This is a genomic window from Novosphingobium arvoryzae (assembly GCF_014652615.1).
Lineage (GTDB): Bacteria > Pseudomonadota > Alphaproteobacteria > Sphingomonadales > Sphingomonadaceae > Novosphingobium > Novosphingobium arvoryzae.
The window spans coordinates 124,360-137,223 of sequence record NZ_BMZD01000002.1; the positions used below are offsets into that span (position 1 = coordinate 124,360).

A 12,864-nucleotide genomic window follows, 5' to 3' on the forward strand; every position below is an offset into this window, starting at 1 on the left:
TTGCCCCCTTTTTTTGTGCCCATCGGGTCAGTCTGAGTGCCGCTTGGGCGCGTTCGCCAGCGGCTGACGCAGTTTCAGGGCCACTTTGCCATTGGTGAAACTGCCGCGCATTCCGCAATAGCTATGGCAGCCGTTATCGCGGTCGCTCCAGCGCAGGTCCTTGCCCTGCCGCCAGATCTCCAGCCGGCACGCCTTGCCCTGCCAGCCATCGGGATCGGTGAACACCAGCTTGCGCCCCTGCATCACCGCCCGCCCCTGCAAATCGCAAGTGTGGCCGTTGAAGAAGTTCAGCGCAAAGCTGACATCCGCGCTCTGCCCATCGACGGGCGTGATGATCACTTCGTCGGTAACGTCGAACTTCGCCCCGCTGACGTCCCCGCTCTGCCAGGTGCGCGGATAATACCCGGCCAGTTCGGCCAGCGGATCGGCCTTGCCCGCCTGCACCGCTGCCGCCCCGCCCAGCGCCAGCAGCGCCGCCGCCGCGATCATCATCCGCCGCATCGGATCAGTAACCCATCAGGCTGAGCACTTCCTTGCGGCTGCGGTGATCGTCCAGGAAACAACCGATCAGGCGGCTGGTGACCATGCCCACGCCCGGAGTCTTGACCCCGCGCCCGGTCATGCAGCCATGCTGTGCCTCGATCACCACGGCCACGCCGTGCGGTTGCAGGTTGTCCCAGATGCACTGGGCCACTTCGGCGGTCAGCCGTTCCTGGATCTGCAGGCGCTGGGCATAGCCGTGCAGCACCCGCGCCAGCTTGGAAATCCCCACCACCTTGTCCCGCGGCATGTAGGCGATCGCCGCCTTGCCGGTGATCGGTGCCATGTGGTGTTCGCAGTGCGACTGGAACGGGATGTCCTTCAGCAGCACGACTTCATCATAGCCGCCCACTTCCTCGAACTGGCGCGCCAGATGGATCGCCGGGTCGTCCTGATAGCCCTGGCAATATTCCTTCCACGCCCGCGCCACGCGGGCCGGCGTATCCAGCAGGCCCTCGCGGCTCGGGTCGTCCCCCGCCCAGCTGATCAGGGTGCGGATCGCGTCCTGCACGTGCTCCGGAACCGGAAGCTTGGCCATCGGGCCGGCATCGCCGGCGTCGGAATCGCAGCTCATCCTCAAACCTTTCCCCTCAGCGCGGACGGCGCAACATCCCCCCGCGGAACAGCCCGCGCCGCTTGCTGAACGGCTCGAACAGTTCTTCCGGCCGCTCAGGATCGAGCAGGGCCTTGTCGGCAACCGCTTTCTCCGCTTCGCTCAACGGAGGCAAGACCAAAGCGTCCAGTCGCTTCCCATGCTTTGTGCTGTGTTCGATCAGCGCGATCATCGAGGGGTCGGCGGCCAGCGCCGCCTCCACCGCCTCGACCGACAGGCCCAGATGCTCGGCCAGCAGCCGGTGGCGCAGCCGGGTAATCGCCGGCATGGCATGGCCGTTGCCGGGGCGCGCGGCGTCGATGAACACGTCGCATTCGCTGTCCAGCCCCAGCGAGCGGTTGTTCATGTTGGCAGAACCGATCCGGACAATTTCGTCATCGACGATCATCATCTTGGAATGGACATAGATCGGCGTGCCCGCCGCGTTACGCGGCACATAGACGCGGAACCGGCCACGATGGTCGCGCTCGGCAATGGCATGGCACAGCCGCGCCCGCGCGCCGTCCATCGCCTTCTGCTCCAGCCAGCCGGATGCCGTCAGCGGGTTGATCAGGACGATTTCCGGCGGGTCCGGCTCCGCCATGCGCTCGGCGATCGCCTCGGCAATGGTGCGCGCCGCGAAATACTGGCTTTCGGCATAGATGAAGCGCCGGGCGCGGCGGATATGTTCGATGAACAGGTTCTCCACCTCGCGCAGCTCGCCCAGCCCGCCCCATGCGGCGCGGGTGCGGGCAATCCCGATCTCCACATCCTCGAATTCCGCCTTGATCGTCGCGGGCCAGGCCGTGGCGCGGCTGGGGGCGCATGGCTCCATCGGCACACCGCCCGCATTGCGCCACCGTTCGCGCCCCAGTTCGGCCAACGCGCCCGCCGCGTCGCCCTCGACCAGCATCGACAGGTCGTGCCAGGGCGGGAATACCCGCCGCCCCCACGGCATCTTGCGCCGCTCGTCGTCCTCGCGGTGTTCAGGCGTGTCCCAGCGGTCGGACGTCATGTCGATCCCGCCGCAGACCGCAAAGGTATCGTCGATCACCACGACCTTCTGGTGATGGCTGCACCCTAGCGGATGCGCGGCGTCGAACTTGAAATCGATATGCCGGTGCAGCCACCAGCGGATCAGATCGACCACCATCGAACCACGGAAGATGAACTTCAGCGCGCCGAAGTTCCATTTCAGCACCCGCACTTCCAGTTCGCGCGTGCGGCGGCACAGCCAGACGACGAAGCTGCCTAGCCGTGCCGGCATCTCGGTCTTGCTGGGACGATGCCAGATGCGCCGACCGGTGCCGAGGTGAATGCGGGTGTCAAAGTCCCAGCCGATCAGCATGATCCGCTGGCGCGCGCGCAGCATCGCGGTCTGCATCAGCGCAAAGTAATCCGCCGCATCGACCACCACGTGCGCGCGGCTGGCGCGGGCGAAGCGCCAGACGGATGGCGCCTCCTGATCCCCTGCCGTGCCGCCGTGTTCGGTCATGGCCCATGTGTAACCCGGCTTGGCTCGCGCGTCATCCGCCGCGATAAGGGGCAATCGCGCCCTTTCCCTAGGCCCCGGCGTATGACACCAAGGCCGCATGGTGCTCGATCCCCAACAATCCGCCCTCGCCGCCGTCGCGCGGCGATTCGCGGGCCGGATTCCCGGTGCCATGCCGCTGGGCCGCCTGGTGCGCCGCCTGCTCGATCCCGGCCTGCGCGAAATCGACCGCCTGCGACGCCATGAGGCGACACGCATCCTGCAGCCCTTCCCCGACACGTTCGAGGAACGCTATCCGCAATTGTTCGATGCCTTGGCCGAGCGGCTGCGCCATGTGCCGGAGCCGCGGATCCTGTCGTTCGGCTGCTCCAGCGGGGCCGAAGTGCGCTCGCTGCGCCGCCGCCTGCCCCAGGCGCGGATCGTGGGGCTGGACCTCAACCGCCGGATGATCGCGCAGGCACGCGCCGCCGATCCCGATCCCCGCAGCGATTACCGCCTCGCCGACGCGCCGCTTCCGGGTGAGGCGTTCGATGCCGTGCTGGCCATGGCCGTGCTGCGTCACGGGGTGCTGGAAGCGGATCGACCGGCCAGCTGCGCCGCCGTGCTGCCGTTCGCGCGCTTTGCGGAAACGATCGCCCGGCTGGACCGGCATGTCGCGCCGGGTGGCTGGCTGGCGCTCTATCACGCGCACTTCCGTTTTCGCGACACGCCGGTCGCACTGCATTATGCGGCCGATCCGCTGCGGATGAGCGACCATGCGCCGCAGACGCTGCTCTATGGACCCGATGACCGGCTGCTGGTTGGCGCGGTGGAGCCGGCAGTGCTGTTTCGCAAAAACGCAGCCGCTCAGGACGGCTGAAAAACAGGCAATACGGCCCGAAAATAAAAACCCCCGCCAGGTCAACAGACCGGCGGGGGATTTTGGCGCGCCCGGAACGATTGCCCTCGCCCTGCGGGCTCGGTCGTCTCCGCTTCGCTGCGACTCCGAAAGTCCGCAGCGTTGGCTCAGACCCGCCATATACAAAAGGGCCCACCTTGCGGTGGACCCTTTTGTATATGGCGCGCCCGGAACGATTCGAACGTCCGACCCTCAGATTCGTAGTCTGATGCTCTATCCAGCTGAGCTACGGGCGCGTTGGAGAGGCGCCAATAGGGGCCTGCTCCGACCTTGGCAAGGCCCTAATTGCACCTGTCGATAAGTTCTTTCACCGCGGACGCCAGCGGCACGTCGAGCGGCGGCATGGCGAGGTTCGCCAGTGCATCGGCCGCGAACCAGCCGATCGCTTCACCATCCAGGCAGCGCGGCTCCCCGGTCCACGCGCGGCAGGTGTAAAGCAGCACGACATGCGGATCGCCGGGGTTTGCGGCAAAGCTCAGCGGCGCCAGCGCGGCGGGTGTCAGCACCACGCCCAGCTCCTCGGCAATCTCGCGCACGAGGGCCCCCTCCAGCGATTCGCCCGGTTCCACCTTGCCGCCGGGAAATTCCCACAGCCCGCCATGCGCCTTGCCGATCCGGCGCTGCTGCATCAGCACCCGCCCCGCCGGGTCGATCAGCGCCGCCGCCACCACCGGCACGATTGTCGGAATTTTTGGCACCACCGCCACGGCCATAAACCTTTTCTTAGGGAACTGCTGCGAAACCGGGCCATCCGCCTGATCTCGCGGAGAGGGGACCCATGCTGGCCATTATCAAACGACTGTTTGCTGACAAGGCCGGGGCCACCGCTCTGGAGTACGGGCTGATTTGCGCGCTGATCGTGATTGCCATGGTTGGTGCTTTCAACGGCTTCACCAACGAAACCCAGTCCATGTGGACTGACGTCGCGTCGAAGCAAAAAGCGGCCACGCAAAAGTCCTCCAGGAATTAAGTATTTTTCAAGGAATAATACCTAGTTCTGCAAATGCTCAAACGGGGAAACCAAAGCGAGCCGGGTTTAATAGACTGCCTTAAGGAGACTGACCATGAAGAAGCTCATCAACAAGTTTTTCAAGAACGAAGACGGCGCCACCGCGATCGAATACGGTCTGATTGCTGCCCTCATCGCCGTTGCCGCGATCACCGCGATGCAGGGCCTGGGCAACGAACTGGGCACCACCTTCAACACGACTTCCTCGGCCATGCAGGAAGCCAACCAGGCTGGCGCCGGCAACTAAGCTGGCAGCCAACTGGCAAACGTTCGGGGCGGCAGGGAAACCTGCCGCCCTTTTCGTATGCGCGGGTCAATAGGTGACCAGCTTGACCTTTTGCCCGACTGTTACCGTGGCCCCGGCCGCCAGACCGTTGAGCACCCGGAAACGGTCTTCCTGCGCAGCGGTATAGGCCATGCGCTTGGCCAGCGACTGCACCGTGTCGCCCTTCTTGACAGTGTCCACCACCAGCTTGCGCGGCTTCACCGCGGTTGCCTCGGCCGCCGTGATCCGCCGCATAGACTGGAACATCCCGTCGAACAGGGCGGTGTTGCCGGCAGGAACGATGGTGATGAAGTGGAACGCCGAATCCTTCGCCCATTCATAGGCAAACACCACCACGTCCACCTGGCTGCCGCCAGAGGCGACCCGCGCCAGCGCGTAAGCGGCGGGAATGCCATTCACCGTGGTGCGCGAAATCGCGCCGGGCGTGATCTGCTGCTGCCCCGATTCGGTCAGCGACGCAAACGCCGAGCGGACATAGGCGTCCATGTCCCCCGCATAAGCGGCGGTGGTGAACTGCGCCTTCCCCGCCTGCCCGGTGATCGCCACCGCGCGGGTGCCGTTGACCAGGTAAAAGCCGTTGGGCGCGGTAAACGTCAGCTTCAGATCGGGGTGCGTGAACTTGTGCCCGTCGACAATGCCCTGCTTGGGATCGTCGCCATAGGTCAGCCCGGCGATCCGGCTGAGGAACAGGTCGCGATTCGTCACGCCCTTGGCCGTGCTGCCCGCGCGGGTCAGCGCGGTGCGCACGCGCGAGGCCGGGTCCGGGTGGGTAGAAGCCCATTCCGGCACCTTGTCGGTCGATCCCATCAGCCGGGCATCGAGCGTGTTCTGCGCCGCGAGGCTGCCCAGCACGGTCGACATCGCGCGCGGATCGTATCCGGCCTTGTTCAGATAGGCGATGCCCAGGTTGTCCGCCTCGGTTTCCTGCCCGCGCGAATACTTCAGGGTCAGCAGCTGCGATCCCTGCATGAAGCCCTGTTGCAGGACCTGGCCGACCTGGCTGTTCTTGAGCAGCACGCCCGACAGCACGCTGCCCAGCACGCCAATCACCGCGTTGCGCGTTGCCGCGCTCTGGCGCTTGGCCGCATGGCGGGCGGCCACGTGGCCAACCTCGTGCCCCAGCACGGCGGCCAGTTCCGCCTCGTTGTTCATCAGGGCCACCAGCTGGCGGGTGGTGTAGACATAGCCGCCGGGGATCGCGAAAGCGTTGTTCACCGGCGAATTGAGCAGCGTGACCGTGAAATCGCTCTGCGCGTTGCTGAGGCCGGACTGGACGGCGATCTTCTTGCCGACCGATTCGACGTATTGTGCCTGCATGCCGGTCATCGCGCCGCCGAATTCGGCCACCAGCTGCGGGTGCGCCTCTGCCCCCTGCTGCTTGTCCTTGGCGCTGATCGACTGGACCACGCCCGTGCCGGACTGGGCAATGGTGCCGGCCTGCGGAATGGCAACGGCGGCCAGCGCCGCGCTGGCAATCAGAACGGGACGGATGGGGCGCGACATGGCTGGCTTCTCCTCAAGGCCAAATTAACCACGACAAGGGCTACGCCCTCGCCAAGCGGTTGAAAAGGCCTGATAGCCAGCCCTGGGATGACCCGCCGCTGAACGGCGCTGTGCCGAAGTGTCGCGGGCCTCAGCCCTCGCCGATCCGCAGGAAGCGTTCCTCGCGCATGGCGCGGATCTTTTCCGCAGGCAGCTTGGCCAGCGTATCCAGTTCCTCGCCGATCACCTTGGCCAGCGCCAGGGCGGCCCCGGTCGGATCGCGGTGCGCACCGCCGATCGGTTCCTTCACGATCCGGTCGATCACGCCCAGCGCCAGCAGATCCTGCGCGGTCACTTTCATCGCTTCGGCCGCATCGGCCGCGCGTTCGTTGGTGCGCCACAGGATCGAGGCGCAGCCTTCCGGCGAGATCACCGAATAGACCGCGTGTTCCAGCATCAGCACGCGTTCCGCGCTGGCCAGCGCCACCGCGCCGCCGGAGCCGCCTTCGCCCACGATCACCGCCACCATCGGCACGCCCAGCGCCAGGCACGCCTCGGTCGAACGGGCAATTGCCTCGGCCTGGCCGCGCTCTTCCGCCTCGACCCCCGGAAACGCGCCCGAGGTATCGACCAGCGTCACCACCGGCAGACCAAACCGGCTGGCCATTTCCATCAGGCGGATCGCCTTGCGATAGCCTTCGGGCTTGCCCATGCCGAAGTTGTGCTTGATCCGGCTCTGCGTGTCGTTGCCCTTTTCGTGGCCGATCAGCATGACCCGGCGGCCACCCAGTCGCGCGAAGCCGCCGATGATCGCCTGGTCGTCGCCGTAATAGCGATCCCCGCCCAGCGGCACGAAATCGGTGAAGGCCAGCTCCACGAAATCCTTGAAGTGCGGGCGCATCGGGTGCCGCGCGACCTGCGTCTTCTGCCAGGGCGTCAGCGCGGCATAGGTGCTGGCCAGCAGGTCCGCGCTTTTCTTTTCAAGGCGGCGCAGCTCGGCGCTGATATCGACATCGCCGCCCGCGGCAGAGCGCAGCTCGGCAATGCGGGCTTCGAGCGCGGCGACGGGCTTTTCGAATTCGAGATAGGAAACCATGGTCGCTGCGCTAGCCTCATGCGCCGCGCACGGCAAGGGGATGCCGCGCATTCACCAGCGCCACCAGCCGCGCGCTGTCCACATGGGTATAGATCTGGGTGGTCGCGATGTCGGCATGGCCCAGCAGCGCTTGCAGCACGCGCAGGTCCGCCCCGCCTTCCAGCAGGTGCGTGGCAAAGGCATGGCGCAGCACGTGCGGGCTGACCTTTTGCGGGTCGATCCCGGCCCTTCCCGCCAGTTCGCGCAGCAACTGGTACAGCCGGATCCGGGTAATATGCCCCGCGCCGGAGCGCGACGGGAACAGCAGCCTGCCCCCCGGCGGGCGCACCGCCAGCCAGCGCGACAGCGCGTGGCGCGCACGGGTGCTGACCGGGACCATGCGTTGCTGCCCACCCTTGCCGGTCACGGTCAGGAACGGCGCATCGCGCGGCACCGCGTTCTGCGGCAGCGATACCAGTTCCGTCGCGCGCAGGCCCGACCCATAGAGCAGTTCCAGCAGGGTCAGCAGCCGCACGGCTTCGGGACGATCCGCCGCCGCCTCATCCTCGGCCCGGCGCAGCATCGCCTCGACCTCTGCATGGCTGAGCAGGCGCGGGAGCGGGCGGCGGGTGCGCGGGCGCGGCAGGGCGGGCGACGGATCGTCCGTGCGCAGTCCCTCATCCAGCAGGAAACCATAGAACTGGCGCAGCGCCGAGCACTTGCGGGCCAGGCTGGACGGCGCAAGATCCGCCCAGGCACCGCCCAGCGAGGCCAGTGCCGCCCCATCCGCCGCCACCAGATCGCCGATTGCCTCCTCGGCCCCGGCGAGGTCGCGGGCATAAGCCGCCAGCGTGTTTGCCGCCGCCCCGCGTTCTGCCGCGAGCATGGCAAGGAACGCGGAAATCGCGGCGGAAATCGGCTTATCCCCGCGCGACCGCTTCGGCCGCGATCATCCGCGCTTCCGCGCCCAGCCCGACGCGGTTGAGCGCCGCAACGATGTGATAGAGGTGCAGCCCCGTCATCCGGTTCCAGCCATCGCCCTGCATCCCCACCCCGGCCAGCAAGGCCACCAGCGCGCGGTTGTTGGTATCGGCAGCCTGTTCGATCAGCCGCGTCCAGCGCGTCTGCCGGGTCAGGTCGAGGCCCAGGTCCGCCGCGAAATCGCGCGCGGCGGCATCGTCCACGCGGCGCAGGCCCATCAGGCCGGCCAGCAGGAACTGCGATTTGCGGGCGGCATCGCTGTCATCGCCGCTCTTGAAGCTGCTGAGCGCCGCACTGTCCACCGGGCTGGCCCGCGTCGGCGCGGCAACGGCCAGGATGCCCCACGCCAGCGAACCGGATTCGGCCTGCGCGGCCCAGCGCAGGGCGTTCTGGTCCAGCCCCGCCGCCAGCATCGAGGCGATCAAGTCGGGCGCATCGTCGGCAAAGTCTGGCGCAACCGGCATGCGCGCGGCGGCATAGGCGGTCAGCACCTGCCGCGAATAGCGCGCGACCGGATCGCTGCCGCCATCCCACAACGTGCGAATCGCCGCCATGCGGTCCGCCGGAGCAGACGCGGTATAGGCCGTGCGCAGCGTCTCCGCCGCTTGCGACCAGTCACCGCTGATATCGTCCTGCGCGTAGATCTGGCTGTAGAGGTCCACCATCGCCGCGCTCGACAGGATGCCCGCCGCTGCCGCCTGGTCGGCCCCGGCCGCGCGCGATTGCAGCGGCACCATCGGCGCCAGCGCCGCGCTGTAGGCATAGCGGCGCGGCGCTCCGCGCATCAGGGCGGCTGGCGGCTCCAGCCCGGTGGCGATGGTCAGGGCATAGCGCCACGGGGTGATTTCATTCACGCCGTCCCACTCGATGGTTACCGCCCGGCGCGCCTTGCCGGCCGCGCCGGCATATTTCTGGGCCAGCAGGATATCGATCTTGGGCCAGACCTTGCCCCCTTCCAGCCGGTCGAGCTGGGTCATGCCGGCGGTGCTGTCGCCCTGGAACGACTGGCAGACGGCGCGCAGCACCTGCCAATCCGGGTCCTTGCGCACGCCGCCATGCACCGAGACGACCGGACAGATGCCGGTGATGTCGGCGGTGAAGGCATAAGCATCCATCGCTGTCTGGATCAGCGCGGGCGAATAATTCGCCGCGTCAACGTCCTGCACCAGCGCGCGGGCCACATCGCCCTCGCCCATGCGCAGCAACAGCGCCGCACGCTTGGCCGTGAAATCGGCCGGGTTCATGCCCGCTGGGGCATCCAGCCGTGAGGCCAGCGCGCGGCGCAGCAGGATGTGCCCCCAGCGCGACACCATCCGCCCGTTGTTCTTGTCCAACGCGGCCTCGATCAGGCGGGCGTTCTGCCGCGCGACCGAGCCGGCCGCAAAGCCGCCCTCGCTGGCGGCCAGAACGCCGACCTGCTTCATCGAGCGGCGCGCGGCGGCAGGCATGTCGGACTTGGGCTTCAGCCCCAGCAACTCGTCCAGCTCATCCGGAGACATTTCCTCCAGTTCCTTGAGCGTGGGAATCCGCATCCCGCTGGGGAGAGTCGGGATCGCACTGGCAGCCGCGCCCGGCACGGGCTGGACCACTGGCACCGATACCGATCCGCTGGCAGGCTGCGCGGCGGCGCTGGATTTGGCGGCAGGCGCAGCGGCCGCAGGCGCGGCAGCTGGCGTGCGGCTGGGGCGCGGCTTGTCAAAACCGGGGGGCAGCAGCGATTCCGGCGAATCCTGCGCAATCGCAAAGGCTGAGGTCAGCGCCAGCGCCGCGCCGCCCAGCAACAGGGAAATCCGCTTCACTGTCCGATCTCCGGCGCATCGAGGGGCACGGTTCCCGGCAGGGCCACCGGCTGAGCCAGCGGGCGAACCGGGCGCAGGCCGCCATCGGCCCAGGCATAGGCCAAGAGCGCCGCCAGCGCCGCCCCGCCGATTGCCAGCCACCAGATTTTCCCGATTCTTACCGCCACCCGCGACCTCACCTTGCGCAATGCTTGCGCTGCGGACTAGCGCAACTATAGGCGGGGCCGCAATGGAACTTGACGAAACCACCCTGTCCGCCCCCGAAATCGAGGCGCTGGCCCGGCGGATCGACCGGCCGCTGGTGCTGGTCGGCATGATGGGCGTCGGCAAGTCCAGCGTCGGACGCAAGCTGGCGACCCTGCTGCACATGCCATTCGTCGATGCTGACGACGAGATCGAGCGCGCCGCGCAAATGACGATTCCCGAAATTTTCGAACGCTTTGGCGAAGCCCACTTCCGCGACGGCGAACGCCGCGTGATCGCGCGGCTGGTGGATGGCGAGCGCAAGGTGATCGCCACCGGCGGCGGGGCGTTCGTCAATCCGGAAACCCGCGCGCTGATCCTTGATCGGGCCATTGCCATCTGGCTCGACAGCGATGTCGAGACGCTGCTCGAACGGGTCGGGCGCAAGGACAACCGCCCGTTGCTGAAACAGGGCAACCCGCGCGAAATCCTCACCCGGCTGCGCGACGAGCGCCGCCCCGCCTATGAACAGGCCCCCATCCACGTCATCAGCACGCGCGGCCCGCATGGGCGGACGCTGGGCAAGGTGCTGAAAGGAATCCAGGCATGGCTGTGATCCCGGTCGATATCGCTGGCCGTCCCTATGAAGTGCGGGTCGGCACCGGCCTGCTGGAAACTGTGGCCCAGCAATGCGCCGGGCGGCTGCGCAAGAAGCGCGTGCCGATCGTCACGGACGAACGGGTTCACGCCGCGTGGGGCAACGTGGTCGAAGCCTCGCTGGTCGCTGCCGGACATGAGCCAGCCTGGCGGATCCTGCCAGCCGGGGAAGCGACCAAGAGCTGGGACCAGCTGGCCGCGCTAGTCGACTGGCTGCTGGCCGAGGAAGTGGAGCGCGGCGACCATATCCTCGCGCTGGGCGGCGGGGTGATCGGTGATCTGACCGGATTTGCCGCCTCGATTGTCAAGCGCGGCTGCAACTTCATCCAGCTGCCCACCACCCTGCTGGCGCAAGTCGATTCCAGCGTCGGCGGCAAGACGGCGATCAACACGCCCGCGGGCAAGAACCTGGTCGGCGCGTTCCACCAGCCCGCGCTGGTGCTGGCAGACCTGGCCGCGCTCGACACCCTGCCCCGCCGCGAATTGCAGGCGGGCTATGCCGAAGTGGTCAAGTATGGCCTGCTGGGCGACGCCGCGTTCTTTGACTGGTGCGAGGCCCACGGTGCGGCAATGCTGGCGGGCGATCCCGCCTTGCGCGAATATGCCGTGTCCCGCTCGGTCGAGGCAAAGGCAAAGATCGTGAAAGCGGATGAGCGCGAGACGCTGGGCCTGCGCGCGCTGCTCAACCTGGGCCACACGTTCGGCCACGCGCTGGAAGCGCAGACCGGATTTTCCGACCGGCTGCTGCACGGCGAAGGCGTGGCGCTGGGGATGGTGCTGGCGGCGCGCTACTCCGCGCGGCGCGGCCATTTCCCGGCGGCGCAGGCAGAGCGGATCGCCCGGCACTTCGCCGACGCGGGCATGATCGGCAACATCAGCGCGCTGGGCCTGAACTGCGACGGCGCGGCGCTGACCGCGCACATGCTCCACGACAAGAAGATGGACGCCGGTACCCTGCCCTTCCTGCTGCTGAACGCGATTGGCGAGGCGTTTCTGGCCAAGGACGTGGAGCTGGCCGACGTCGCCGCGTTCCTCGACCAAGAACTGGCGCGCTGATCAGCCAGGCTTCGTTCAACCAAACAGGGCGATGGACTGCATCCCCACGGCCACCGCCGTGCCATCGGCATTCCAAATCGCCATGTCCTGGCTGGAGCAGCCCTTCTCGGCATAGTTTCCGGCCGAACGCAGCAGCCACCAGCCGTCGCGCGTTTCGGGCAGCGGGGTCAGCAGGTTGACCAGCCAGGTCATCGAACTGATCGGCGCGGGGTTCGGCATCATGAACAGCACGCCCGGCGGCAGGGCATCGGCGCAGAGCATCAGCTCTACCATCGGGTCCAGCCCCTCCCGGTCCTTCAGCTGCACCCACCAGCCGATTTCCGGTTCCGGCCGATCCGTGCGCGGCAAGCCGAAGCGGCGGTTGAAATGGCCCGCAAAGCCGGGGCCGCGCCCTTCCGGCAGCGGCTTGGCCTGGTCAACCGGCACCACGTTGGCGGGCGGCGGCACTTCGTGCAGGTGCAGCGCACTGTCGACCGCGCCCATGAACACGAACGTCGCCGTCAGCCCCACCCCGGCCGCGCTCGATACTTCGGCGCTGATCCAGCTGGCATTGCGCCCGCGCCGCAGGATGCGGGCGCGCACTTCCACTTCGCCCGCCAGCGGACCGATGAAGCTGACCTGGGCCGAACGCAGCGGCGGCAGATCGTCCGCCAGCCCGCGCGCGGCCTCCAGCGCCAGTGCGGCGGAGAACCCGCCATAGCTGGTACGGCCCTGCATCCAGCCGTCGGGCACGATCGTGGCAAAGCCGCCGTCGATGCGGCGCAGGTTCGAGAGGGTATCGGGCAAACTCATCGGCTTTCCATTGACGTAAACG

The 12,864-nt window shown here is 67.5% G+C and carries 15 protein-coding genes and 1 tRNA gene; 5 read left to right on the top strand and 11 right to left on the bottom strand.

Going from position 1 to position 12,864, the window contains the following annotated elements; genetic code table 11:
* Nucleotides 1-27: 27 nt before the first annotated feature.
* The 3 genes from IE113_RS03835 to IE113_RS03845 are packed head-to-tail and all read right to left on the bottom strand — an operon-like array spanning nt 28 to nt 2,681.
* Complete coding sequence (locus IE113_RS03835) at nt 28-501, bottom strand: hypothetical protein (protein WP_189539113.1); 474 nt, start codon at nt 499-501, stop codon at nt 28-30.
* 4 nt (nt 502-505) lie between these two features.
* Nucleotides 506-1,114 carry a GTP cyclohydrolase I FolE gene (gene folE / locus IE113_RS03840; protein WP_189539114.1) on the bottom strand — a complete coding sequence of 203 codons (609 nt, stop codon included), beginning with the start codon at nt 1,112-1,114 and terminating at the stop codon, nt 506-508.
* 16 nt (nt 1,115-1,130) lie between these two features.
* Nucleotides 1,131-2,681: a phospholipase D-like domain-containing protein gene (locus IE113_RS03845; RefSeq protein WP_308430039.1), complete on the bottom strand. Its 1,551-nt coding sequence runs from the start codon at nt 2,679-2,681 to the stop codon at nt 1,131-1,133.
* 43 nt (nt 2,682-2,724) lie between these two features.
* On the opposite strand from IE113_RS03845, the gene IE113_RS03850 reads away from it, so the two are divergent.
* Nucleotides 2,725-3,483 (top strand): class I SAM-dependent methyltransferase, encoded by a 759-nt coding sequence (locus tag IE113_RS03850; protein ID WP_189539115.1) that lies wholly within the window; start codon nt 2,725-2,727, stop codon nt 3,481-3,483.
* Between the two features lie 198 nt (nt 3,484-3,681).
* On the opposite strand, the gene IE113_RS03855 is transcribed toward IE113_RS03850, so the two are convergent.
* Together IE113_RS03855 and IE113_RS03860 are read right to left on the bottom strand one after the other, a co-directional pair.
* A tRNA-Arg gene (locus IE113_RS03855) sits at nt 3,682-3,758 on the bottom strand.
* Nucleotides 3,759-3,803: 45 nt separating this feature from the next.
* Nucleotides 3,804-4,235 carry a (deoxy)nucleoside triphosphate pyrophosphohydrolase gene (locus tag IE113_RS03860; RefSeq protein WP_189539116.1) on the bottom strand — a complete coding sequence of 144 codons (432 nt, stop codon included), beginning with the start codon at nt 4,233-4,235 and terminating at the stop codon, nt 3,804-3,806.
* 65 nt (nt 4,236-4,300) lie between these two features.
* Between IE113_RS03860 and IE113_RS03865 the strand changes: the two genes are divergently transcribed.
* Together IE113_RS03865 and IE113_RS03870 are read left to right on the top strand one after the other, a co-directional pair.
* A complete protein-coding gene (locus IE113_RS03865) occupies nt 4,301-4,492 on the top strand; it encodes a Flp family type IVb pilin (protein WP_189539117.1) in 192 nt (63 codons plus the stop codon).
* 94 nt (nt 4,493-4,586) lie between these two features.
* On the top strand, nt 4,587-4,778 hold the full coding sequence (locus tag IE113_RS03870) for a Flp family type IVb pilin (RefSeq protein WP_189539118.1): 192 nt from the start codon (nt 4,587-4,589) through the stop codon (nt 4,776-4,778).
* 66 nt (nt 4,779-4,844) lie between these two features.
* Here the strand turns inward: IE113_RS03870 and IE113_RS03875 are convergent, their stop codons facing one another.
* The 5 genes from IE113_RS03875 to IE113_RS03895 all read right to left on the bottom strand — a co-directional run bounded on the left by IE113_RS03875 (nt 4,845) and on the right by IE113_RS03895 (nt 10,321).
* Complete coding sequence (locus IE113_RS03875) at nt 4,845-6,320, bottom strand: M48 family metalloprotease (RefSeq protein ID WP_189539119.1); 1,476 nt, start codon at nt 6,318-6,320, stop codon at nt 4,845-4,847.
* Nucleotides 6,321-6,450: 130 nt separating this feature from the next.
* Nucleotides 6,451-7,395: an acetyl-CoA carboxylase carboxyltransferase subunit alpha gene (locus IE113_RS03880; RefSeq protein ID WP_189539120.1), complete on the bottom strand. Its 945-nt coding sequence runs from the start codon at nt 7,393-7,395 to the stop codon at nt 6,451-6,453.
* A gap of 16 nt (nt 7,396-7,411) precedes the next feature.
* A complete protein-coding gene (locus IE113_RS03885; protein WP_189539612.1) occupies nt 7,412-8,290 on the bottom strand; it encodes a tyrosine recombinase in 879 nt (292 codons plus the stop codon).
* A 4-nt stretch (nt 8,291-8,294) separates the two neighbouring features.
* Nucleotides 8,295-10,154, bottom strand: coding sequence for a hypothetical protein (locus IE113_RS03890; protein WP_229822133.1), 1,860 nt, complete (start codon nt 10,152-10,154; stop codon nt 8,295-8,297).
* Nucleotides 10,151-10,321, bottom strand: coding sequence for a hypothetical protein (locus IE113_RS03895; protein ID WP_229822134.1), 171 nt, complete (start codon nt 10,319-10,321; stop codon nt 10,151-10,153). Before IE113_RS03895 ends, IE113_RS03890 begins: the two co-directional genes overlap by 4 nt.
* Nucleotides 10,322-10,383: 62 nt before the next feature.
* Here IE113_RS03895 and IE113_RS03900 point away from each other — a divergent pair, with 62 nt between their 5' ends.
* Both IE113_RS03900 and aroB read left to right on the top strand, forming a co-directional pair.
* Entirely contained in the window at nt 10,384-10,953 is a 570-nt protein-coding gene (locus tag IE113_RS03900; protein ID WP_189539122.1) for a shikimate kinase, read from the top strand.
* Nucleotides 10,944-12,050 carry a 3-dehydroquinate synthase gene (aroB, locus tag IE113_RS03905; protein ID WP_189539123.1) on the top strand — a complete coding sequence of 369 codons (1,107 nt, stop codon included), beginning with the start codon at nt 10,944-10,946 and terminating at the stop codon, nt 12,048-12,050. The genes IE113_RS03900 and aroB overlap by 10 nt, the downstream gene beginning before the upstream one ends.
* 15 nt (nt 12,051-12,065) lie before the next feature.
* Here aroB and IE113_RS03910 read toward each other — a convergent pair whose 3' ends face one another.
* Entirely contained in the window at nt 12,066-12,842 is a 777-nt protein-coding gene (locus tag IE113_RS03910) for a thioesterase family protein (RefSeq protein WP_189539124.1), read from the bottom strand.
* Nucleotides 12,843-12,864 lie beyond the last annotated feature (22 nt).